At 67.2% G+C, this 22,643-nt stretch carries 24 protein-coding genes; 15 read left to right on the top strand and 9 right to left on the bottom strand.

All coding sequences use genetic code 11. The features are described from left to right. The first annotated feature begins 65 nt into the window (after positions 1-65). From ctaC to GON06_RS13725, 3 genes are read left to right on the top strand one after another with little or no spacing between them, the layout of a single operon-like run. Positions 66-965 (top strand): aa3-type cytochrome oxidase subunit II, encoded by a 900-nt coding sequence (ctaC, locus tag GON06_RS13735; protein WP_332837549.1) that lies wholly within the window; start codon positions 66-68, stop codon positions 963-965. A 3-nt stretch (positions 966-968) separates the two neighbouring features. Beyond that, positions 969-2,696, top strand: coding sequence for an aa3-type cytochrome oxidase subunit I (gene ctaD / locus GON06_RS13730; protein WP_157312817.1), 1,728 nt, complete (start codon positions 969-971; stop codon positions 2,694-2,696). Between the two features lie 3 nt (positions 2,697-2,699). After that, on the top strand, positions 2,700-3,116 hold the full coding sequence (locus GON06_RS13725) for a cytochrome c oxidase subunit 4 (protein WP_157312816.1): 417 nt from the start codon (positions 2,700-2,702) through the stop codon (positions 3,114-3,116). Between the two features lie 66 nt (positions 3,117-3,182). Here the strand turns inward: GON06_RS13725 and GON06_RS13720 are convergent, their stop codons facing one another. The 7 genes from GON06_RS13720 to ctaE form a co-directional block, all read right to left on the bottom strand. Then, on the bottom strand, positions 3,183-3,599 hold the full coding sequence (locus tag GON06_RS13720; protein WP_157312815.1) for a rhodanese-like domain-containing protein: 417 nt from the start codon (positions 3,597-3,599) through the stop codon (positions 3,183-3,185). Between the two features lie 56 nt (positions 3,600-3,655). Next, positions 3,656-4,849 (bottom strand): threonine--tRNA ligase, encoded by a 1,194-nt coding sequence (gene thrS / locus GON06_RS13715; protein WP_157312814.1) that lies wholly within the window; start codon positions 4,847-4,849, stop codon positions 3,656-3,658. Positions 4,850-5,025: 176 nt separating this feature from the next. Next, positions 5,026-5,523: a GNAT family N-acetyltransferase gene (locus GON06_RS13710; RefSeq protein ID WP_157312813.1), complete on the bottom strand. Its 498-nt coding sequence runs from the start codon at positions 5,521-5,523 to the stop codon at positions 5,026-5,028. Positions 5,524-5,610: 87 nt separating this feature from the next. After that, complete coding sequence (gene qcrB, locus GON06_RS13705) at positions 5,611-7,434, bottom strand: cytochrome bc1 complex cytochrome b subunit (protein WP_157312812.1); 1,824 nt, start codon at positions 7,432-7,434, stop codon at positions 5,611-5,613. Next, positions 7,431-8,507, bottom strand: coding sequence for a cytochrome bc1 complex Rieske iron-sulfur subunit (gene qcrA, locus GON06_RS13700; protein WP_157312811.1), 1,077 nt, complete (start codon positions 8,505-8,507; stop codon positions 7,431-7,433). Before qcrA ends, qcrB begins: the two co-directional genes overlap by 4 nt. Positions 8,508-8,543: 36 nt before the next feature. After that, positions 8,544-9,347, bottom strand: a complete 804-nt coding sequence (qcrC, locus tag GON06_RS13695) for a cytochrome bc1 complex diheme cytochrome c subunit (protein ID WP_157312810.1) — start codon at positions 9,345-9,347, stop codon at positions 8,544-8,546. 20 nt (positions 9,348-9,367) lie between these two features. Continuing rightward, positions 9,368-10,063, bottom strand: coding sequence for an aa3-type cytochrome oxidase subunit III (gene ctaE, locus GON06_RS13690; RefSeq protein WP_157312809.1), 696 nt, complete (start codon positions 10,061-10,063; stop codon positions 9,368-9,370). A gap of 162 nt (positions 10,064-10,225) precedes the next feature. Between ctaE and trpD the strand changes: the two genes are divergently transcribed. Continuing rightward, positions 10,226-11,290: an anthranilate phosphoribosyltransferase gene (gene trpD, locus GON06_RS13685; protein WP_157312808.1), complete on the top strand. Its 1,065-nt coding sequence runs from the start codon at positions 10,226-10,228 to the stop codon at positions 11,288-11,290. Positions 11,291-11,302: 12 nt separating this feature from the next. Continuing rightward, complete coding sequence (locus tag GON06_RS13680) at positions 11,303-12,289, top strand: PHP domain-containing protein (protein WP_332837547.1); 987 nt, start codon at positions 11,303-11,305, stop codon at positions 12,287-12,289. 1 nt (position 12,290) lies between these two features. On the opposite strand, the gene GON06_RS13675 is transcribed toward GON06_RS13680, so the two are convergent. Beyond that, complete coding sequence (locus GON06_RS13675; protein WP_157312807.1) at positions 12,291-13,217, bottom strand: 5'-3' exonuclease; 927 nt, start codon at positions 13,215-13,217, stop codon at positions 12,291-12,293. 198 nt (positions 13,218-13,415) lie between these two features. On the opposite strand from GON06_RS13675, the gene rpsA reads away from it, so the two are divergent. The 6 genes from rpsA (at position 13,416) to GON06_RS13645 (ending at position 19,634) form a co-directional block, all read left to right on the top strand. After that, positions 13,416-14,870: a 30S ribosomal protein S1 gene (gene rpsA / locus GON06_RS13670; RefSeq protein WP_116242992.1), complete on the top strand. Its 1,455-nt coding sequence runs from the start codon at positions 13,416-13,418 to the stop codon at positions 14,868-14,870. A gap of 156 nt (positions 14,871-15,026) precedes the next feature. Next, entirely contained in the window at positions 15,027-15,629 is a 603-nt protein-coding gene (coaE, locus tag GON06_RS13665; protein WP_157312806.1) for a dephospho-CoA kinase, read from the top strand. Positions 15,630-15,714: 85 nt separating this feature from the next. Continuing rightward, entirely contained in the window at positions 15,715-16,293 is a 579-nt protein-coding gene (locus GON06_RS13660) for a hypothetical protein (RefSeq protein ID WP_157312805.1), read from the top strand. A 279-nt stretch (positions 16,294-16,572) separates the two neighbouring features. After that, complete coding sequence (locus GON06_RS18540; protein ID WP_198346703.1) at positions 16,573-17,166, top strand: hypothetical protein; 594 nt, start codon at positions 16,573-16,575, stop codon at positions 17,164-17,166. A 63-nt stretch (positions 17,167-17,229) separates the two neighbouring features. Further along, positions 17,230-19,308: an excinuclease ABC subunit UvrB gene (gene uvrB, locus GON06_RS13650; protein WP_157312804.1), complete on the top strand. Its 2,079-nt coding sequence runs from the start codon at positions 17,230-17,232 to the stop codon at positions 19,306-19,308. Continuing rightward, positions 19,308-19,634, top strand: a complete 327-nt coding sequence (locus GON06_RS13645) for a TfoX/Sxy family protein (protein ID WP_157312803.1) — start codon at positions 19,308-19,310, stop codon at positions 19,632-19,634. The genes uvrB and GON06_RS13645 overlap by 1 nt, the downstream gene beginning before the upstream one ends. A 12-nt stretch (positions 19,635-19,646) precedes the next feature. Here the strand turns inward: GON06_RS13645 and GON06_RS13640 are convergent, their stop codons facing one another. Next, positions 19,647-19,889, bottom strand: coding sequence for a hypothetical protein (locus tag GON06_RS13640; protein ID WP_157312802.1), 243 nt, complete (start codon positions 19,887-19,889; stop codon positions 19,647-19,649). A gap of 46 nt (positions 19,890-19,935) precedes the next feature. Here GON06_RS13640 and GON06_RS13635 point away from each other — a divergent pair, with 46 nt between their 5' ends. Genes GON06_RS13635 through GON06_RS13620 form a run of 4 tightly spaced genes read left to right on the top strand, consistent with a single transcriptional unit; the run spans position 19,936 to position 22,635 of the window. After that, positions 19,936-20,379, top strand: a complete 444-nt coding sequence (locus tag GON06_RS13635; RefSeq protein ID WP_157312801.1) for a MarR family winged helix-turn-helix transcriptional regulator — start codon at positions 19,936-19,938, stop codon at positions 20,377-20,379. 49 nt (positions 20,380-20,428) lie between these two features. Continuing rightward, on the top strand, positions 20,429-21,163 hold the full coding sequence (locus tag GON06_RS13630) for a DUF4129 domain-containing protein (protein ID WP_157312800.1): 735 nt from the start codon (positions 20,429-20,431) through the stop codon (positions 21,161-21,163). Then, positions 21,160-21,645 (top strand): hypothetical protein, encoded by a 486-nt coding sequence (locus GON06_RS13625; protein WP_157312799.1) that lies wholly within the window; start codon positions 21,160-21,162, stop codon positions 21,643-21,645. Before GON06_RS13630 ends, GON06_RS13625 begins: the two co-directional genes overlap by 4 nt. Next, positions 21,646-22,635 (top strand): AAA family ATPase, encoded by a 990-nt coding sequence (locus tag GON06_RS13620; protein ID WP_157312798.1) that lies wholly within the window; start codon positions 21,646-21,648, stop codon positions 22,633-22,635. Positions 22,636-22,643: the final 8 nt, after the last annotated feature.

Here is a 22,643-nt window from a genome sequence, read left to right as displayed (position 1 = left end):
CATGAATCAGGTGTGAGGTTGCCCTAGACTTGGGTTGCCCCTGTCCGTGATCTGAAAGGTGCACCGTGCCTTCGAAACGCCGCCTTCGTTGGGTCGCGATCCCACTGGGAATCGTGACAGCCATTGTCTTGGCGGGATGCTCCGTCTCCGAGCGCAATGGCTTCCTTCCGGGCTTCGTAGAGGGCGGCACCGCCGCCACGAACCAGACCGAGCGGGTCTCCTCGCTGTGGGTCAACTCCTGGATCGTGCTGCTTGCCGTCGGTGTCATCACCTGGGGCCTGATGGGCTGGGCGCTGGCGGTCTACCGCCGCCGCAAGGGCCAGACCGGCCTCCCCGTGCAGCTCCGCTACAACATGCCGATCGAGATCCTCTACACGGTGATCCCGCTCATCTTCATCATGGGCATGTTCTTCTTCACCGCCCGTGATCAGACCGAGATCGAGACCCAGTGGACCGATCCCGACGTCGAGGTCACCGCCATCGCCAAGCAGTGGGCATGGGACTTCCAGTACGACGGTGAGGAGAAGGACAACTCCGACGCCGTGTGGACGATGGGCGTGCAGGCGCAGCCCGACGAAGCGGGCGACATCGACCGCGACAAGCTGCCCACGCTGGTGCTGCCGGTCGACCAGAAGGTCAAGATCGACCTTCAGTCGCGCGACGTCATCCACTCCTTCTGGATCATCGACTTCCTCTACAAGAAGGACATGTACATCGGGAAGGACAACTCCTGGTCCTTCATCCCGACCCGCATCGGCGAGTACGACGGAAAGTGCGCCGAGCTGTGCGGCGAGTACCACTCGATGATGCTTTTCAACGTCAAGGTCGTGTCCCAGGCGGACTACGAGGAGTACCTCGACAGGCTGCGTGAAAAGGGCAACACCGGTGACATCACCGACGCCTACGATCGTCTGTCCAACCTTCCGGGTACCGGATCGAACTCGGGCGCGAAGGAAGAGGAGTAAGCCATGACGACGACTGCAGAACCACAGACCGAGACTCCGAGGGCCCGGCCCACGACGATCCCGGCACGTCAGGCCGCGCTGCTGTCCTCCACCCGCGTGGAGCAGAAGGGCAACATCGTCGTCAAGTGGCTGACCTCCACCGATCACAAGACGATCGGGTACATGTACCTGATCGCCTCGGTGCTGTTCTTCCTGCTCGGCGGCGTCATGGCGCTCGTCATCCGCGCAGAGCTGTTCGCCCCGGGCATGCAGATCGTGCCGACCAAGGAGCAGTACAACCAGCTGTTCACGATGCACGGCACGATCATGCTGCTGATGTTCGCGACACCGCTGTTCGCCGGTTTCGCCAACGCGATCCTGCCGCTGCAGATCGGTGCTCCCGACGTCGCCTTCCCGCGTCTGAACGCCTTCGCCTTCTGGCTGTTCCTGTTCGGCTCGATCATCGCGGTCGCCGGCTTCGTCACCCCGCAGGGTGCCGCCTCCTTCGGATGGTTCGCCTACCAGCCGCTGGCCAGCACGTCGTTCTCACCGGGTGCCGGAGGAAACCTCTGGATGGTCGGCCTCGGCATGTCCGGTTTCGGCACCATCCTCGGTGCGGTGAACTTCATCACCACGGTCATCACGATGCGCGCCCCGGGCATGACCATGTGGCGCATGCCGATCTTCTCGTGGAACACGCTCATCACCAGCCTGCTGATCCTGATGGCGTTCCCGGTTCTCGCCGCAGCGATGTTCGCCGCAGCTGCAGACCGCATCCTCGGCGCGCACATCTACGACCCGGCCAACGGCGGCGTCCTGCTCTGGCAGCACCTGTTCTGGTTCTTCGGTCACCCTGAGGTGTACATCATCGCGCTGCCGTTCTTCGGCATCGTCTCGGAGATCTTCCCGGTGTTCAGCCGCAAGCCGATCTTCGGCTACAAGACCCTGGTGTACGCGACCATCTCGATCGCCGCGCTGTCGGTCGCGGTGTGGGCGCACCACATGTACGTCACCGGTGGGGTCCTGCTGCCGTTCTTCGCGCTGATGACCATGCTCATCGCCGTGCCGACGGGTGTGAAGATCTTCAACTGGATCGGCACGATGTGGCGTGGGTCGATCACGTTCGAGACGCCCATGGTGTTCTCGCTCGGCTTCCTCGTGTCGTTCGTCTTCGGTGGTCTGACCGGTGTGATCCTCGCGGCGCCGCCGCTCGACTTCCACCTCAGCGACTCGTACTTCGTCGTCGCGCACTTCCACTACGTCGTCTTCGGCACCGTGGTGTTCGCGATGTTCGCCGGCTTCTACTTCTGGTGGCCGAAGTGGACCGGCCGCATGCTGAACGAGCGTCTCGGCTACATCCACTTCTGGATGCTGTTCATCGGCTTCCACATGACGTTCCTCGTGCAGCACTGGCTGGGCGTCGACGGCATGCCTCGTCGTTACGCCGACTACTCGGCCTACGACAACTGGACGTGGGAGAACCAGGTCTCGACCATCGGTGCGATCATCCTCGGTGCCTCGATGCTGCCGTTCTTCCTGAACGTGTGGATCACGGCCCGCAAGGCGCCCAAGGTCACCGTCAACGACCCCTGGGGCTACGGCGCGTCGCTCGAATGGGCGACCAGCTGCCCGCCGCCCCGTCACAACTTCACGTCGATCCCGCGCATCCGCAGCGAGCGTCCTGCGTTCGACCTGAACCACCCCGAGGCTGCGGAGCACCCGGTTGCCGCCGCGGCAGGAGAGGCGAAGTAACCCATGCGCTCCAATGTCGTCCTCTGGTGGGTCCTCACCGTCTTCTTCCTGATCACCGCCGGTGTGTATGTGACCTGGAACCTCCTCGCCGAGAACCACGTCGAGTGGGTCGGGGCTGTGGCGCTGCTCTTCGTCGCCTTCATGGGCGCGATGATCGCGCTGTACCTGCACCGCACCTACAAGGCGCAGGGCGGCGAGCTGCCTGAAGACATCCTCACGGCGGACATCGATGACGGTGACCCCGAGCTCGGTGAGTTCAGCCCGTGGTCCTGGTGGCCGCTGGTCCTCGCGGGTTCCGCAGCGATCTTCCTGATCGGCATGGCTGTCGGACAGTTCCTGCTCCCGATCGGCGTCGCCATCTTCGCCGTCGCGATCGTCGGCTGGGTCTACGAGTACTACCGCGGTCACTTCGCCCGCTGAGAACTCCATGACGAAAGCCCCCGGCTCCGGCCGGGGGCTTTCGTCATGTGCGGGGCGCTGGGCCTGTCACGCGTTGGTGCGGATGCGGGGGACGCCGACGTTCGGATCGATGGGACGGCGGTGCACGCCGTCGGCGTTCTCGACCGGATAGCCCTCGCGCACCCAGTACTCGAATCCGCCGATCATCTCGCGCACGTCGTAGCCGAGTTTCGCGAACTCGAGGGCGCCCTTGGCACCGGCGTTGCATCCGGGACTCCAGCAGTAGACGACCACGGCGCTTCCGGCGGGGATCTCCTGCGGTGCGCGCTCCGCGATCTCGCCGTAGTGCATGTGCACAGCACCGGCGACGCGTCCCTGCGCCCACGCCTCATCGGATCGCACATCGACGATCACTGCGGATTCTCCGGCCTTCTGCGCGGCGTAGACGTCGCTGGCATCGGTTTCGAAGGTGAGCTTGGCGGTGAAGTAGTCAGTGCGGTCCATGTGCCCAGGCTACGCCGTGCGCCTCCCGCCGAGAGCGATGTTGCAGGGACAGGTCTTCACGGGCGTGCGGAGCGGCTGTCGACCTCCGCGCGGAGCTTCGAGAGGAGATCCACGACCTCCATGTCGCGGCCATTCACAGTCACTGACCCTGCGGCTGCTTCGCGATCGCCGACCACGCCGACATACGGCGCCGGAAGGGCGTGTGCGCGAGCGATCCGGGCGCTGAGGGTGCCTCTGTCGAGGAGCCGCACCCGGAACCCGGCCGCAGCAAGACGCGCACGCAACAGCTCCGCGGCATCCGCATGTCGGCGCGGATCCACGGGCAGCACGGCGACCTGCACGGGGGAGAGCCAGGTCGGGAAACGCCCCTGATACCGCTCGATCAGCAGCGCGACGAGGCGCTCCATCGAGCTGAGCAGCCCGCGATGGATCATCACGGGCCGGTGCTTCGCAGCGTCCGCTCCGACGTACGACAGCCCGAAGCGCTGGGGAAGCACACGGTCGACCTGCACGGTCGACAGGGTCTCCTCGCGCCCCGCGGAGTCGAGCACCTGGATGTCGATCTTGGGGCCGTAGAACGCCCCCTCGCCCGGCACGTGCACATAGCGGATGCCGCGGCGGCTGAGCGCATCGCGGAGATCCGCCTCCGAGGCATCCCAGTCGCGGTCGGAACCGGCACTGTCCGCGCCCCGGCCCGAGAGGCGGTAGTGATCGACCTTCACGCCCAGCACCTCGTAGGCGTCGATGATCGCGTCGAGCGCCTGCACCACCTCGTCGACCACCTGAGCCTCGGTGCAGAACACATGAGCGTCGTCCAGGCTGATCTGGCGCACGCGGCTGAGTCCGCCGAGCACACCGGAGAGCTCGCTGCGGAACATGGAAGCGGACTCGACCAGGCGCACGGGCAGGTCTCGCCAGCTGCGCGCCTCGGCGGCGTAGACCTGCACATGACTCGGGCAGTTCGCGGGGCGGAGCACCAGCTCGTCGTCGCCGACCCTCATCACCGGGAACATGTCCGCGGTGAACTTGTCCCAGTGTCCGCTCTGCTCGAAGAGCGCCCGCTTCGCGAGCACCGGAGTGTTGATGCGCATGCAGCCGGTGCGCTCCGCGATCTCGGCTGCCATCCGCTCGAGTTCGCTGCGGATGACGGCACCGTCGGGCAGCCAGATCGGCAGGCCGGCGCCGATCACCGGCACGGTGTCGAACAGGCGCAGTCGACGACCCAGCACGCGGTGGTCTTCGTTCTCCATGGGGTCCTCCTTCGTGGGGAGCCGAGGAGACACCGGAAGACGACGAGAGCCCGGGGCGTTCCCCGAGCTCTGTTGTGTGCGTGATCCGCTACAGGCAGCGCCGGAGAGAGTCCGGCGTCGTGGTGACCTGAAGCATGCGCATGGGAAGAAGATAGCACGTGCCCACGCGAGGGAGGTCAGAGCGATGCGGTCATCTGGACGCGCGCGCCGTACCGCATCAGCCCGAGCGACTCCTCGACGCTGATCAGGCCGCGGTGGAAGTCCGTCGCCGGTACGGAGACCTGGAAGCCGCAGGAGGCGTAGAACGGCGCGTTCCAGGGCACGTTCGCGTAGGTGCGCAGCGTGATCTCCTCGTACCCTCGGTCTGCTGCGACGCGGAGCGCCTCCTCGACGAGTCTCCGCCCGATGCCTCGGCGGCCGTAGCGGGGGAGGACGGCCACCTGCTCGAGGTGCACCACCCGATGCACCTCCAGCACGTGCGCGAAGCCGACGACCTTTCCGTCCAGCTCGCCGACGAGCAGGAACCCCGGCTGCGAGGCGCGCTCGGCCGCGGGATCCGGGGGCGGCCAGTCGACAGCCCCGAAGGTCTCGATCAGGAGCAGGTCGGCTTCCGCCTCGACGGCCTCGATCTCGGCGAGGTCCGCGGAGTGCGCGTCACGGATGGTCAGGGGCATCGCACCAGCCTACTGAGCCGCGCGGACGACGAAGGAGGGCCCCGTCCGAAGACGGGGCCCTCCTGGTGCTGCAGGGGAGGGGCGGTGTTACTCGCCGTCCTCCGCCTTCTTGCGGGACTTCTTCACCGGGTCGGTCGCGATGACCGAGCTCGGCGTGTTCGGGGTCTCACCGATCGGAGCATCCGTGGCAGGAGCGATGGTGGACTCGTCGGTGACGCCGGCACGTTCGTGCGCTCCGGCGATCTCGGCGGCCTCGGTGGCGTCCATGTCAGCCAGCGCGTGGTGCTGGTGGGCGTCCGCGGCATCGATCTCGGCCTGGGTGAGGGGCTGCAGGCGGTCCTCGAAGAACCAGCGCGACATCGCCGAACGCAGGTTCTGCGTCCAGGGGATGCGGCCCTTGGCGTTCGGACGGACCACCAGCGGCTCGTAGGTCTCGTAGTCGATGAGCTTCCAGCGGTCGTACACGTCGACCGGCTCGTGCACCTCGATGAACTCGCCACCGGGGAGGCGGACGATACGACCCGACTCGTAGCCGTGCAGCACGATCTCGCGGTCCTTCTTCTGGAGCGCGATGCAGATGCGCTTCGTGACGAAGTATCCGATGATCGGCCCGAGGAAGAGCAGAGCCTGCAGAGTGTGGATGACACCCTCCATGGTGAGCATGAAGTGCGTCGCGATGAGGTCGGACGAGGCGGCAGCCCAGAGCACGGCGTAGAAGATCACGCCGGCGACGCCGATGGCGGTGCGGGTGGCCGAGTTGCGCGGGCGCTCTGCGATGTGGTGCTCGCGCTTGTCGCCGGTGATCCACGCCTCGATGAAGGGGTAGATCGCGACGAGCACGATGAACAGACCGAGCACGGCGACCGGGATCAGGATGCCGAACGACCAGGTGTGGTTCAGGAAGACCACGTCGAGGTTGGACGGTGCCAGACGCAGCGCACCGTCGGCGAAGCCGATGTACCAGTCCGGCTGCGTACCTGCGGACACGGGCGACGGGTCGTACGGACCGTAGTTCCAGATCGGGTTGATCTGGAAGAGCGACGCGATCAGCACGATCGTGCCGAAGACGATGAACAGGAAGCCACCCATCTTCGACATGTAGACCGGCATCATCGGGTAACCCACGACGTTGTCGTTCGTGCGGGCGGGGCCGGCGAACTGCGTGTGCTTGTTGATCACCATCAGCATCAGGTGCACGACGATCAGGCCGATCACCAGCAGCGGCAGCAGCAGGATGTGCAGCGTGTACAGGCGTCCGACGATCTGATCGCCCGGGAACTCGCCGCCGAACAGCAGGAACGAGGTCCAGGTTCCGATCAGCGGGAGGCCCTTGACCATGCCGTCGATGATGCGGAGGCCGTTGCCCGAGAGCAGGTCGTCGGGGAGCGAGTAACCGGTGAAGCCCTCTGCCATGGCCAGGATGAACAGCACGAAGCCGATCACCCAGTTCAGCTCGCGGGGCTTGCGGAACGCACCCGTGAAGAACACGCGGAGCATGTGCACGCCGATGCCGGCCACGAAGACCAGCGCGGCCCAGTGGTGGATCTGACGGACCAGGAGGCCACCGCGCAGGTCGAAGGAGATGCGCAGAGTCGACTCGAGTGCCGCAGACATCTCGATGCCGCGCATCGGGGCGTAGGCGCCCGTGTAGTGCGTGGGAACCATCGAGGCCTGGAAGAAGAACGTCAGGAACGTGCCCGAGAGGAACACGACGACGAAGCTCCAGAGCGCGATCTCGCCCAGCATGAACGACCAGTGGTCGGGGAAGATCTTGCGACCGAGCTCCTTGACGAAGCCCGAGAGGCTGGTGCGCTCATCGATGTAGTTCGCGGTGGCGTTGAGGAAGCGGCCGCCGAGGGGCTTCTCAGCCTGCTCCGTCGAGGGCTTTTCGGTGACGGTTGAGGTGCTCAATGACGCTCCCAGAAGCTCGGACCGACGGGTTCGTGGAAATCGCTCTGCGCGACGAGGTAGCCCTCGTCGTCGACCATGATCGGCAGCTGGGGCAGCGGCCGGGCAGCGGGTCCGAAGATGACCTTGGCGTGCTCGGTCACATCGAACTGCGACTGGTGGCAGGGGCAGAGCAGGTGGTGGGTCTGCTGCTCGTACAGCGCCACGGGGCAGCCGACGTGCGTGCACACCTTGGAGTAGGCGACGATGCCGTCGTACGACCAGTCCTTGCGGTCGTCGGCCTCGATGAGCTGCTCGGGACGCAGGCGCATCAGCAGCACGATCGCCTTGGCCTTCTGCTCGAGCATCCCGCCTTCGTGGCCGAGGTCGGTGAGACCCTCGGGGATGACGTGCACGGCGGAGCCGAGCGTGACATCCGCTGCGCGGATCGGGGTGCCGTCGGGGTCGCGGACGAGCTTGACGCCCTTCTTCCACATCGTCTGCTCGAGCAGCGCGACGGGGTCACCGGCCTCGGGGTCATCCGGGGTGTTGAACGGTGCGAGACCGCGGAACAGCGTGACACCGGGGATGATGGACGCCACGACGGCGGCGATCATCGAATTGCGGATCATCACGCGGCGACCGAAGCCGGACTCCTCGTTGGCGTCGGCGAAGGCCTTGAGCGAGGCCGCGCGCGTCGAATCGCGGCCGCGGGTGGGGTGACGGTACTCGATGAACTCCTTGTCGCTCATCAGCGCCTTGGACCAGTGGATGGCTCCGAGACCGATGGCGAGCAGGGCCAGCGCGATGCCGAGACCGATGAACAGGTTATTGTACCTGATGTCGATCAGCGCGCCGCTCTCGATCGGGAACAGCATGTAGGCGGCGACCGCCCAGATGCTGCCCGCGAGCGAGAGGTAGAAGAGGGTGTAGACCGTGCGGACCGCGGCCTTCTCGGCCTTGGGGTCCTTGTCCGTCATCCGGTGGCGATGCTCCGGAAGCCCCGGGTTCTGCGCGGGATCGCTGACTGCGACGCCCAGCCCCGGCGAGGGCTGGTAGGCCCTGTCGAGAGCCTGCGTGTCGTCGTCGTGTGCCATGGTGCTCCTCGTACGTTCCTCTTCAGAAGAAATGCGTCAGTTGGACTTCGCCGTGATCCACACGGTCAGCGCGACGAGGGCGCCGATCCCGAAGATCCAGATGAACAGGCCCTCGGACACGGGGCCGAGCGATCCGAGCGTGAAGCCGCCGATCTGCACGGCGTCCTGCTGGAACAGCAGAGCCGAGATGATGTCGCGCTTGTCCTCGTCCGAGAGGTTCATGTCGCCGAAGACCGGCATGTTCTGCGGGCCCGTGACCATGGCCGCGTACATGTGCAGTGCGCTGGTGGAGGTCAGTGCGGGGGCGTACTTGCCCTCGGTGAGCGCGCCACCGGCCGCCGCGACGTTGTGGCACATCGCGCAGTTGATACGGAACAGCTCGGCGCCGTGCGCGACGTCGCCCTTGCCATCCAGGATCTCGTCCTTCGGGAAGGTCGGTCCGGGGGCGACGGACTGCACGTAGGCGGCCACCGCGCGGATCTGCTCCTCAGTGAACTGCGGGTGCTTCTGCGGCGCCTGCGGTCCCTGCATCTGCAGCGGCATGCGACCGGTCGACATCTGGAACTCGACGGCCAGCTCGCCCACGCCGATCAGCGTCGGACCGTCGCCGGTGCCCTCGAGGTTCATGCCGTGGCAGGTGGCGCAGTTGGCCTGGAACAGCTTCTGACCGTCGTCGACCGTGAGCTCAGCGGAGGCCTGGGTCTTGGTGTCGGTCGCCGCCATGGCCGCCGTTGCGCCGGCGTACACGCCACCGGTGATCAGGAGGCCTGCGCCGATCAGTGCGATCGCTGCGAACGGGCTGCGACGGCCGCGTGAGCGGCGCTTCTTCTCTCGTACCATGTCGGGGATTCGCTCCGCTCTCACTTCAGGAAGTAGATGACGATGAACAGCACGATCCAGACGACGTCGACGAAGTGCCAGTAGTACGACACGACGATCGAGGAGGTCGCCTCCTTGTGCCCGAAGTTCTTGACCGCGTACGCACGTCCGATGACGAGCAGGAACGCGATGAGACCGCCGGTGACGTGCAGGGCGTGGAAACCGGTGGTGAGGTAGAAGGCCGAGGCGTAGGAGTCGGCCGAGATCGGCATGCCCTCCATGGTCAGCTGCGCGTACTCCCAGACCTGACCCGAGACGAAGATCGCGCCCAGGATGAAGGTGACCCAGAACCACTCGACCATGCCCCAGCCGAACAGGCGACGACGGCCGGCCGCGTTGAGCTGACCCTTCGGGAGCTTGTACGGCTGCAGGTCCTCGGCCGCGAACACGCCCATCTGGCAGGTGAACGAGGAGAACACCAGGATCAGCGTGTTGACGAACGCGTAGGGCACGTTCAGCATCTCGGTGCGCTCACCCCACAGTTCGGGGGATGTGCTGCGGAGCGTGAAGTAGATCGCGAAGAGTCCCGCGAAGAACATGACTTCACTGCCGAGCCACACGATGGTGCCGACAGCGACCGGGTTTGGCCGCTTGATGGTTCTTGCCGCCGGGGCATACGTCGCTGAGGTGGTCACGGTTCCATTATGGCCGATTCGCGCCGCCGATTCTTGCACCATGGTCGCCCGTTTCGCCGGATCCGGACTTAGGGGAACCTAAGAACCACCTGCGAATCCGCCCGGAATCCGCGCAATCGTGCGGTGGGCGCTGCGGTTGCATCGATCGGGCATCATCCGTCATCTCGTCTGCCGTGCGGCATACCGCTCTATAAGATCCTTGCTATGGCTGACTCCCTCACCTGGTCCGACCTGCTCACGATGCTTCTGGAACGACGCGACCTCAGCGTCTGGGAGTCCACGTGGGCGATGCGCCAGGTCATGCAGGGCAAGGTGTCCGAGGCGCAGCTCGCAGGCTTCCTGATCGCGCTGCGCGCGAAGGGCGAGACCATCGACGAGGTGGTCGGGTTCCGTGACGCGATCCTCGAGGCCGCGGTGCCGCTGCCGGTGTCCTCCGACGTGCTCGACATCGTCGGCACCGGCGGCGACAGGATCGGCACCGTGAACGTCTCCACGACGGCGGCCATCATCATCGGCGCGCTCGGTGTTCCGGTCGTCAAGCACGGCAACAAGGCCGCGAGCTCGGCATCCGGCTCCTCCGACGTGCTGGCCTCGCTCGGTCTCGATCTGACGCTGTCGCCCGAGCACGTCGCGGCTGTCCTGGATCGCACCGGGATCACCTTCGCGTGGGCCGGCGCCTTCCACCCCGGATTCAAGAACGCCGGTCCGACGCGCGCCCAGCTCGGCGTCCCCACCGTCTTCAACATGCTCGGCCCGCTCTGCAACCCCGCTCGCGCGGAGGCGAACGCCGTCGGAGTCGCGCAGCTCGACCGGGTCCCGCTGATCACCGGAGTGTTCCGCACCCGCGGCGCCACCGCGCTCGTGTTCCGCGGCGACGACGGACTGGACGAACTCACCACGACCGGCCACAGCCGCATCTGGGAGGTCGCCCGAGGCGACATCCACGAGCACGACCTCGACCCGCGTGATCTCGGGATCCCCCTCGCCGACCTGTCCGACCTGATCGGAGGCTCGCCGGAGCACAACGCCGGCGTGCTGCGCCGCACCCTGGACGGCGAGAAGGGTGCGGTGCGCGACATCGTGCTGCTGAACGCCGCCGCGGGCGTCGTCGCGTTCGAGCTGTCGCGCGACGCGAGTCTCACCCAGGTGCCGATCCTGGAGCGACTGCGCGCCGCATACGCCCGAGCGGAGGCCGCGATCGACGACGGCAGGGCCTCCGCCAAGCTCGACGAATGGGTGCGGGCGACCCGCGAGCTCGCCGCCTCCTGATCGGATCGCGCCGTGGACGCCATCGCCGCTCTGCTCGAGATCGCCGCTCTGCTGGAGCGGGAGCGTGCGTCGCGGTATCGCGCGAAGGCCTTCCGGCAGGCGGCGGCGACGCTGCAGGAGCTTCCTGATGATGTGCGCAGCGACCCGTCCCGCCTGCGGGCGGTGAAAGGCATCGGCGAGTCGACGTTCGCCGTCATCCGGCAGGCGGATGCCGGGCAGGTGCCGGACTACCTCGTCGAGCTGCGCGGCGTGGTCGAGCCCGAGCGTCGTTCCGAGCTGCGCGCGCTGCTGCGCGGCGACCTGCATTCGCACACCGACTGGTCCGACGGCACCACGCCGATCGAGTCGATGGTCGAGGCGGCCAGGGCGCTGGGACATGAGTACTACGCGATCACCGATCATTCGCCGCGGCTGCGCGTGGCACGCGGGCTGTCCGCCGAGCGGCTCCGAGAGCAGATCCCGCTCGTGCGGGCGCAGACCGGCGGCGGTCTCACGCTCCTCGCAGGGATCGAGGTGGACATCCTCGATGACGGCGCGCTCGACCAGGAGCCCGCGCTGCTCGAGGAGCTGGACATCGTGGTCGCATCTGTGCATTCCGGTCTGCGCATGGACGCGGCGCCGATGACCAGGCGGATGATCGCCGCAGTCTCGAACCCGCACGTGAACGTGCTGGGGCACTGCACCGGGAGGCTGGTGCAGGGGGAGCGCGGCACGCGCCCGCCGTCGGAGTTCGATGCGCGCGCAGTGTTCGCGGCCTGCGCCGAGCACGGCGTGGCCGTCGAGATCAACTCCCGTCCGGAGCGCCAGGACCCGCCCGACGAGCTGATCGCGATCGCTCTCGAGGAGGGATGTCTGTTCTCGATCGATTCCGACGCGCACGCGCCAGGGCAGCTGTCGCTGCTCGATCACGGTGCCGAGCGCGCAGAGCGCGCCGGCGTGCCGGCATCCCGCATCGTCACGACGTGGGGCCTGGACAGGCTGCGCGCCTGGGCGTCCTGAGTCAGGCCGTGCCGGCCAGTGCCGCCAGGGCGCGGGTCATCGACGAGCCGAGATTCCAGCGCTCGGCGAGGTCGTTCGCGGTGTCCTGCTCGGCGGGGTCGAGCGGACGCAGCCGGGCGACGGGCACCTCGAGATCGAGCGACTTCGCGACCTCGACCACCGTCGGTGCCACGTCGAGGTAGTCCGCGGCGTCCCGCACCTTCGCGGCGACCGAGGCGCTCATGCCCTGGCCGGCATCCGCCGCTGCTCGGATGCCCGCGAGATCGCCGTGGTTCTGCAGCAGCGTGGCGGCGGTCTTCTCGCCGACGCCCTTCACACCGGGCAGGCCGTCCGAGGCGTCCCCGCGCATCGTCGCGAAGTCGGCGTACTGCGAGGGGAGCACGCCGTACTTCGCGACCACGGACTCGGCGGTGAGGATCTCGAGGTTGCTCATGCCCCTGGCCGTGTAGATGATGCGCACTCCGGAGGCATCGTCGATGAGCTGGAACAGATCGCGGTCGCCGGTGACGATGTCGACCGGCACCTCTGCGCGCGTGGCGAGCGTGCCGATCACGTCGTCCGCCTCATGCTCTGCCGCGCCGACGATCGGGATGCCGAGCGCGGCGAGCGTCTCGCGGATGACGGGGATCTGCTGCTCGAGCGGATCAGGGACCTCTTCGACGTCGGGACCGCCGGCGACGACCTCGACCACGCGGTGCGTCTTGTAGCTCGGGATCAGATCGACGCGCCACTGCGGGCGCCAGTCGTCGTCCCAGCAGGCGACGAGCTGCGTCGGACGGTATGTGGAGACCAGCTTGGCGATCATGTCGAGCAGTCCGCGTGCGGCGTTGACGGACCGGCCGTCGGGGGCCTTGGCGGTGTCGGGTACGCCGTAGAACGCCCGGAAGTACAGCGAAGCGGTGTCGAGCAGCATGAGGCGGTCGGTCATCGGATCAGCATCCCATAAGAGGGGAGCGGAATCCGGATGGAGACCGCCCGGCAGATCTGGTAGCCTGAAGCGTCACTCGTGGCACGCGTTCGTGTGCCTGCGTGGCAGAAATCCACTTCCATTCGCCTCGCAGCGACACCAGGCCGTGCACGGCCGTGCTGCAGGCCCGATCATCCATCAACAAGGACAACCCACTACATGACTAGCGCAACGACCGCCCCGGCCACCAAGCAGGTCGCGATCAACGACATCGGATCTGCCGAGGACTTCCTGGCCGCGGTCGAGAAGACTCTGAAGTTCTTCAACGACGGCGACATCATCGAGGGCACGATCGTCAAGATCGACCGCGATGAGGTTCTGCTCGACGTCGGCTACAAGACCGAGGGCGTCATCCCCTCCCGCGAGCTCTCCATCAAGCACGACGTCGACCCCAACGAGGTCGTCTCCGTCGGCGACAAGGTCGAGGCCCTCGTTCTCCAGAAGGAGGACAAGGAAGGCCGTCTGATCCTCTCCAAGAAGCGTGCGCAGTACGAGCGCGCCTGGGGCGACGTCGAGAAGATCAAGGAGAACGACGGCGTCGTCACCGGCACCGTCATCGAGGTCGTCAAGGGCGGCCTCATCGTCGACATCGGCCTGCGTGGCTTCCTCCCGGCGTCGCTCATCGAGCTGCGTCGCGTCCGCGACCTGACCCCGTACCTGGGCCAGGAGCTCGAGGCCAAGATCCTCGAGCTGGACAAGAACCGCAACAACGTCGTGCTCTCGCGCCGCGCCCTGCTCGAGCAGACGCAGTCCGAGTCGCGCACCACGTTCCTCAACAACCTGCACAAGGGTCAGGTCCGCAAGGGCGTCGTGTCCTCGATCGTCAACTTCGGTGCGTTCGTCGACCTCGGCGGTGTGGACGGCCTCGTGCACGTCTCCGAGCTGTCGTGGAAGCACATCGAGCACGCCTCCGAGGTCGTCGAGGTCGGCCAGGAGGTCACCGTCGAGATCCTCGAGGTCGACCTGGACCGCGAGCGCGTCTCGCTGTCGCTGAAGGCGACCCAGGAGGACCCGTGGCAGGTCTTCGCCCGTACCCACGCCATCGGCCAGGTCACCCCGGGCAAGGTCACCAAGCTCGTTCCGTTCGGTGCGTTCGTCCGCGTCGCTGACGGCATCGAGGGCCTCGTGCACATCTCGGAGCTGTCCAGCAAGCACGTCGAGCTGGCCGAGCAGGTCGTCTCGGTGGGCGAAGAGGTCTTCGTCAAGGTCATCGACATCGACCTCGAGCGTCGCCGCATCTCGCTGTCGCTGAAGCAGGCCAACGAGTCGGTCGACCCCTACGGCACCGAGTTCGACCCGGCTCTGTACGGCATGCTCGCCGAGTACGACGAGAACGGCGAGTACAAGTACCCCGAGGGCTTCGACGCCGAGACCGGTGCGTGGAAGGAAGGCTTCGACGCCCAGCGCGAGGCATGGGAGCAGGAGTACGCCGCTGCCCAGGCTCGCTGGGAGGCGCACAAGGCCCAGGTCCTCAAGGCCGCAGAGGCCGAGGCCGCAGCCGGCGACGACTTCGGTGGTTCGACCTTCTCGAGCGAGTCGGCCGGCGCCGGCACGCTCGCCGACGACGAGGCTCTCGCGGCTCTGCGCGAGAAGCTCTCCGGCGGCAACAGCTGATCACTGATCACAGCAACGGAACGGGTCGTCACTTTCAAGTGGCGGCCCGTTCCGTTTTTCTATCCCTCCAGACGTCGTCGAGCGAGCGAAGTTCTCCCCTCCGGCCGTTGAGCGAGCGAAGCGAGACGAAACGTCTGGGGATGCCAGGATGGTTCCATGCCGCTCATCGCCCTCACAGGAGGCATCGCCTCTGGAAAGTCGACCATCGCGACCCGCCTCGCCGAGCACGGCGCCGTCATCGTCGACGCCGATCAGATCGTGCGCGATGTCCAGACCGCGGGTTCGCCGGTGCTGGAGGCCATCGCGGCGGAGTTCGGCGCGGGGATGCTGCTGGCGGACGGCTCACTCGACCGCGTCGCACTCGGCGCCCGCGTCTTCGGCGACGAGGCCGCGCTTGCCCGGCTGAACGGCATCGTGCATCCTGCGGTGAGGCAGGAATCGGCGCGCCGCTTCGCGGCGGCGTTCGCGGCGGATCCCGACGCGGTGGTCGTCTACGACGTGCCGCTTCTGGTGGAGGCGCGCGTGGACGATCCGTGGGATCTCATCATCGTCGCGGATGCCCCGGCTGAGCTGCGCGTGCGCAGGCTGGTCGAGCTGCGTGGCCTGACCGAGGACGCCGCGCAGGCGCGCATCGCGTCGCAGGTCTCGGATGCTGCGCGCCGGGCGATCGCGGACATCGTGATAGACACCTCCGGCACGCTGGAGCAGACGAAGCAGCAGGTCGATCTGGCGTGGGAGCGGGTCGTGGGCTCCCGCTGAGTGCGGAGAGCGCCCCTGGTAATCTGGGACGTCTGCACATCGACCCGAGAAGCAGACCCGCCTGATCGCCGAGGGGAACGACCGAATGACTGAGCCCAGGAAAGGCCTGTCCCGCCGAACCGTCTTGAAGAGTGCCGCGTGGTCGGTGCCCGTCGTGGCCGTGGCGGCTGCTGTGCCGGCTCGCGCGGCCAGCGGTGACGTGAACGTCGGGAACTTCAACGAATCGTCCGCCAACATCACCAACCAGACCGTCAGCATGTCGGGGATGTATGTCGATTGCGCAGACGGGCAGTCAGGGGCCATGAAGCAGCCGTATACCGCGACCGTCACAATCACCTACACGGGATCGAATCCAGACTTCACCTTCGTACCGACGGTGAATCAGAGTCCCGGGTGGGACATGACCGTCAGCGACGATCAGATCATTCTCACCGCGACGCAGACGCCGAACGGCTGCGGGGAAGGATCTGCACAGTTTCCTCCGATCGCTCTCTCGTTCAACCAGAATCAGGCCGACCCGGGAGCGGGTTCCATCTCGGTCCAAGGCGTAGCGGTCAGCGAAGACGGGCAGTACGTGGTCTCTCCGCTGGTGGACCAGACTCCGTGCTCTCCGACTCTTGGACAGTCGCCCATCGTCGGGCCTCGCGAGATTCCGAACTGCTGAAACGTCCAGAGCGGGCCGTCACCCTCGGGTGGCGGCCCGCTCTCTGCATCCGGCTACCGACCGAATTAGTTCAGCCGTTTTGCATAATTGGTCCCTCCTTGCTAGCGTCGAAGGAGGGGAGACGTGCACGCTCTGGGGAGCAGCGCGTCTTGGGAACCTTGGGGAAATGATTCTGGGGATCTTCGCGATCGGCAACCGCCGGTCGCTATTCGGCGTGCCCTGCGCCAGCTGCGCGGGCCCGACCGGGCTCCGCGTCTCAACTGACACGCAGGAGACACAATGCCGGAGCAGAAGTCTGCCCTTTCGCGCCGTACCGTCCTGAAGGGGGCGGCATGGTCGTTGCCCGTGATCGCCGTCGCCACGGCGGTTCCCGCCCATGCGGCCAGCGGCGAACCCACGACCACCCCCGTCAGTGTCGGGCACCTGGTCGAGTCGTCCGATTCGGTGCACGACACCAACACCAGGCTCTCAGGAGCCCGCGTCGAAGAGTGCTTCCCGGACAACCCCTTCTCCAAGATGTTCAACCTGACGGCGACCCTGACATACGCCGGCGACGATGACGCCTTCACTCTCGAGCACACGACGGTCACCTCCGGGGCGACCCCTGGGTGGACGCTGGTGCAGGCCACGCGACGCACCGTGACGGCGACCGCGACGATGACGGTCTCCTGCTACGCGGGCATCTCGGGAATCACCTTCGAGTACAACCTGCCGCTCGGCGTGGTGCCGGAGCTCGAGAGCCTCACCGCGAACATCTCGGGCGTGAGCATCGATGGCGAGATGAAGATCGACGGCCTGGTCGCGGCCATCCGCGACCTGATCCCCGTCACGGGGCCGAAGGTCCCGAATGCTCCCGACGCCGGCCGGCGCTGATCCGCAGCATCCGCGCGAGGGGCCGCCGACGCCAACGTCGGCGGCCCCTCGTAGTCTTGAACCATGCAACCCACACGATCGGTCCGCCCGTTCGAGGTCATCAGCGAGTACGCGCCCGCCGGCGATCAGCCGCAGGCGATCGCAGAGCTCGCCGCACGCATCAACGCCGGTGAGACCGACGTCGTGCTGCTCGGCGCGACCGGCACCGGCAAGTCGGCGACGACGGCCTGGCTCATCGAGCAGGTGCAGCGCCCGACCCTGGTGATGGCGCACAACAAGACGCTCGCCGCACAGCTGGCCAACGAGTTCCGCGAGCTCATGCCGAACAACGCGATCGAGTACTTCGTCAGCTACTACGACTACTACCAGCCCGAGGCGTACGTCCCTCAGACGGACACCTTCATCGAGAAGGACTCGTCGATCAACGCCGAGGTCGAGCGGCTCCGCCATTCCACGACCAACTCGCTGCTGAGCCGGCGTGACGTGGTCGTCGTCTCCACGGTCTCCTGCATCTACGGTCTGGGCGCGCCGGAGGAGTACCTGCGCGCGATGGTGGCGCTGCAGGTGGGGGAGCGGTACGACCGCGACGCGCTCATCCGGCAGTTCATCTCCATGCAGTACAACCGCAACGACGTCGACTTCTCCCGCGGCAACTTCCGTGTGCGCGGAGACACGATCGAGATCATCCCGGTCTACGAGGAGCACGCGATCCGCATCGAGTTGTTCGGCGACGAGATCGAGGCCCTCTACTCCCTGCACCCGCTCACCGGCGAGGTCGTCGCCAAGCTCGACGCCGTGCCGATCTTCCCCGCCTCGCACTACGTCGCCGGAACCGACGTCGTGCAGCGTGCGATCGGCACCATCGAGGCCGAGCTCGCCGAGCGCCTCGCCGAGCTGGAGCGCCAGGGCAAGCTGCTCGAGGCGCAGCGTCTGCGCATGCGCACCACCTTCGACCTCGAGATGCTGCAGCAGCTCGGCTTCTGCAGTGGCATCGAGAACTACTCGCGTCACCTCGACGGCCGTGAGGCCGGCGAACCGCCGCACACGTTGCTCGACTTCTTCCCCGACGACTTCCTGCTCGTCATCGACGAGTCGCACGTCACCGTTCCGCAGATCGGCGCCATGTACGAGGGAGACGCCTCGCGCAAGCGCACCCTCGTCGAGCACGGCTTCCGGCTGCCGAGCGCAATGGACAACAGGCCGCTGCGCTTCGACGAGTTCAAGAACCGCATCGGCCAGACCGTCTACCTCTCGGCTACGCCCGGCAAGTATGAGATGGGCATCGCCGACGGCGTGGTCGAGCAGATCATCCGTCCGACCGGGCTCGTCGACCCCGAGATCGTCGTCAAGCCGTCCAAGGGCCAGATCGACGACCTGCTCGAAGAGATCCGCATCCGGGTCGAGCGCGACGAGCGCGTGCTCGTGACGACTCTGACCAAGAAGATGGCGGAGGAGCTCACGGACTTCCTCGGCGAGCACGGCGTCAAGGTCCGTTACCTGCACTCCGACGTCGACACGCTGCGCCGCGTCGAACTGCTCACCGAGCTGCGCGCCGGCGTGTACGACGTGCTGGTCGGCATCAACCTGCTGCGCGAGGGCCTCGACCTCCCAGAGGTGTCGCTCGTCGCCATCCTGGACGCCGACAAGGAGGGCTTCCTGCGCTCGGGCACCTCGCTCATCCAGACGATCGGTCGTGCAGCACGAAACGTGTCCGGCGAAGTGCACATGTACGCCGACAACATGACCGACTCGATGCGCAACGCCATCGAGGAGACCGAACGACGTCGCGAGAAGCAGGTCGCCTACAACAAGGCCAACGGCATCGACCCGCAGCCGTTGCGCAAGCGCATCGCGGACATCACGGAGGTCCTCGCCCGTGAAGCGGCCGACACCGCGAGCATGAAGGCCGGCCGCGGCAAGAGCACCAAGAGCGGCAAGGGGAAGTCGCCGACGCCGAACTTGCGCCGCGAGGGTATCGCCGCAGAAGGCGCCGAGCAGCTCGAAGCCACGATCGAGGACCTCTCCGGGCAGATGCTCGCCGCCGCCGAAGAGCTCAAGTTCGAGCTCGCTGCCCGGCTGCGCGACGAGGTGCAGGACCTCAAGAAGGAACTGCGCGCCATGGAACGGGCCGGACACGCCTGATGGACGCCGCGGGCGGTGAGCTCGCCGATCGGATCCGCGCGCTGCTCACCGCCGACGGCATAGAGGAGCGCCGGATGTTCGGCAGCAGAGCGTTCCTGCAGGACGGGAAGATCCTCGTCGGAGCCCGCAAGGGCGGCATCCTGCTGCTGCGCGTGCACAGCGAGCACAGCGCCGAACTGCTGCTGCGCCCCGGCGTCTCCCGCGCGCGGATGGGCGGACGCAGCATGAGCGCGAACTGGCTCGACGTGTCGCCGGAAGCTCTCGCGGACGACGCCGACCTGGTGGCCTGGCTCGACATCGCGCGCGAGGAGCTGCCCTCGGACTGATCGACGTGCCGCTCAGGGACAGTGCATGAGGGGCTTCGGCCCGCTGCGATCGATCACGTGCTGATTCATCGGAGCGCCGCAGAGCGGGCATCCGCGCTCGGCGCGCTGAGCGTCGCTGGGCGGCGGAGTCGCCTCGTAGGGGCCGACGGATGCGGGTCCTGCGAGGCGGATCAGCCTGCTGTTGAACCACGCATAGAAACCGCCGGCCTCACGGATCCGTGTGCGGAGCGGGACGTGATCTGGATGCTTCGGCATGTTGCTTAGTGTACTAACTATTAGCGTGATGTATAGAATCGATCGCATGACCGAGTCCGACGATCTGCTGCGCCTCGAGAACCAGCTGTGCTTCGCCCTCGTCACCGCAGCGCGCAACGTGGTCGCCGTGTACCGCCCGATCCTGGAACCCCTCGGTCTCACGCATCCTCAGTACCTGGCCATGCTCGCTCTCTGGGAGCGATCGCCGCGTCCGCTGCATGATCTGGCCGCCGATCTCGCACTCGATCCCGCTACCGCGTCGCCGCTGGTGAAGCGGCTCGAGAAAGACGGACTGGTGCGTCGCGAGCGCAGCGCGGAGGACGAGCGCAGGCTCGACATCGTGCTCACCGAGGCGGGGGCGGATCTCCGGAACCGAGCACTCGATGTGCCCCGACAGGTGATGGCCCGCGTCGGCATGGACGTCGGACAGGTCGCTGCACTGCGCGACGGACTCGCTCCCTTCGCAGGTCGTCGCCCGGAAGAGATCTGATTCTCCACAGCGGTCGGAGGCGCGTGCGCCGCACCCCTAGGGTGGAGTCATGCGACGTGGCTCCCGTTCCCCCGAAGGGCGGACCGGGGCATCCCGAGCGCTCGTCGCGGGGATCGCTGTCGCCGTGACCTTCGTCGTGGTCATGCTGGTCGCTTCACTGCAGGGGCTTCCGACATTCCGCGCGATCGATCTGGGCGACTCGCGTCCGCTTCCCGAGGTCACCGAGCCGATGCCCAGCGGCACGCCGCTGCCGCTGCCGGAGCCGAAGCGCGACGACCTCCTCGCGACGATCATCGCTGTGGTCATGGCCGTGATCGTGTGCCTCGTCGTCCTGGCCGTGATCGTCCTGCTCATCATCGTGGTGGTGCGCAGGCTCAAGGAGATGTGGCGTGCGCGCCCGCTCCGTGACCGTGCGGGCACGGACCTCGACGAGCAGGTCGCCGGTTCCGCCGAGCCGGCGGTCGCGGACGCCCGGGCCATCCGCCGCGGCATCGCGGAGGCGATCCGTGTCATGGGGGAGTCACGTGAACCGGGCGATGCGATCATCGCGGCCTGGGTCGGGTTGGAGCAGACCGCGGCGGACTCGGGTGTCGCCCGCGGCGCGAGCGAGACTCCGCGTGAGTTCACGCTGAGGATCATCGCCAGGCGCGCCGCCACCGAGCGGGACGTCGTCGCGCTGGTCGATCTCTACGAGCGGGTGCGATTCGGCGGCCTTGTCGCCGACGACGGCGATCGGCGCACCGCTCGCACGCTGCTCGAGCGACTCGAGGAGGAGTGGCGATGAAGGGGCGGATCGTCCTCGGCGTGATCGGCGTGCTGGTCGCCGGTGCCCTCGTGCTGGCCATGACCGTGCTCGGCGTCCCGGTGGAGTTCGCGATCTCCTGGCTGCTCATCCTCACCGGCGTCGTGCTGGCGACCCGCCACTCGTTCATCGACGAGGGCAGTGTCTGGCCGCCGGAACCGCCGACCGCCCTGCTACCGGGATCCGACGTGTCGCGGCTGGCCTGGTCGCTCAATCCCCGCACCGGCGTTGCAGGGCACGTCATCGTCGGGCGCGTCGAGCGGATGCTGCGCCGCCGCCTCGCGCACCACGGCCTGGAGCTCGACGATCCGGCGCAGGCGGCGCAGATCGATGCACTGATCGGCCCCGGCATCCGCGACGTCTTCAGCCGTCGCGAGGTGAGACGGCGCGACCTTGAACAAGTCCTCGATGCGATCGAGCGCATCCCGCAGGACGACACCGGCACAGCAAGGCAGGAGAGATAGATGGACACCGACGAGATCACCCAGATCGAGGGCATCGGCCGCCGGGTGCTGGACAGCGTCCGCGGAGCGGTGGTGGGCATGGACGGCCCGCTGACGGTCGCTCTCGCCGCGATCCTGGCCGGCGGACACGTCTTGTTCGAGGATGTCCCCGGTCTGGGCAAGACGCTCGCGGCACGCAGCATCGCCTCGGCGCTCGGGCTCGACTTCCGTCGACTGCAGTGCACGCCCGACATGCTCCCAGGTGACGTCACCGGGTCCTACGTCTACGCGCCGGCGACCGGCGGCTTCCAGTTCCGCCCCGGTCCGATCTTCACGGGGCTGCTGCTCGCCGACGAGATCAACCGCACCACCCCGAAGACCCAGTCGGCGATGCTCGAGGCCATGGCCGAGCGCCAGGTCACGGTCGAGGGGAACAGATTCCCGTTGCCCGCCCCATTCCACGTGATCGCCACGTCGAACCCGATCGAGTACGAGGGCACCTACGCGCTGCCCGAGGCACAGCTGGATCGCTTCATGGTGCGGCTGTCGGTCGGCTACCCGAGCGCCGAGGGCGAGGCGCAGATCATCCTGGATCGCGTGCGGCGGCAGACGCCGGACGCCCCGGTCGACACGGTCATCGACGCCGAGGGCCTGCTCCGGCTGCAGGCGGCCGTGGAGCGCATCCACGTCGATCCCGACGTCGCACGGTACTGCGTGGATCTCGTGCGGGCGACGCGCGCAGCGACCAACGTCGCGGTCGGGGCATCGCCCCGCGGTTCGCAGGCTCTGGTGCTGGTCGCCCGCGCCCTCGCCGCCCTCGACGGACGCGGCTACGTGCGACCCGACGACATCAAACGCATCGCCGAGCCTGTCCTCGCGCACCGATTGACCCTCACGCCGCAGGCGTGGGCGCAGGGGATCGATCCCGCGTCTATCGTGGCGGCTGTGGTGGCGCAGACGCCGGTGCCACCGACCATCGCCGGTGCGCCGAGCGCTGCCGGCACCCGTTGACGAGGGCG

It is taken from the genome of Microbacterium sp. MAH-37 (assembly GCF_009758255.1).
Lineage (GTDB): Bacteria > Actinomycetota > Actinomycetes > Actinomycetales > Microbacteriaceae > Microbacterium.
This window is presented reverse-complemented; position numbering and strand designations above follow the sequence as displayed.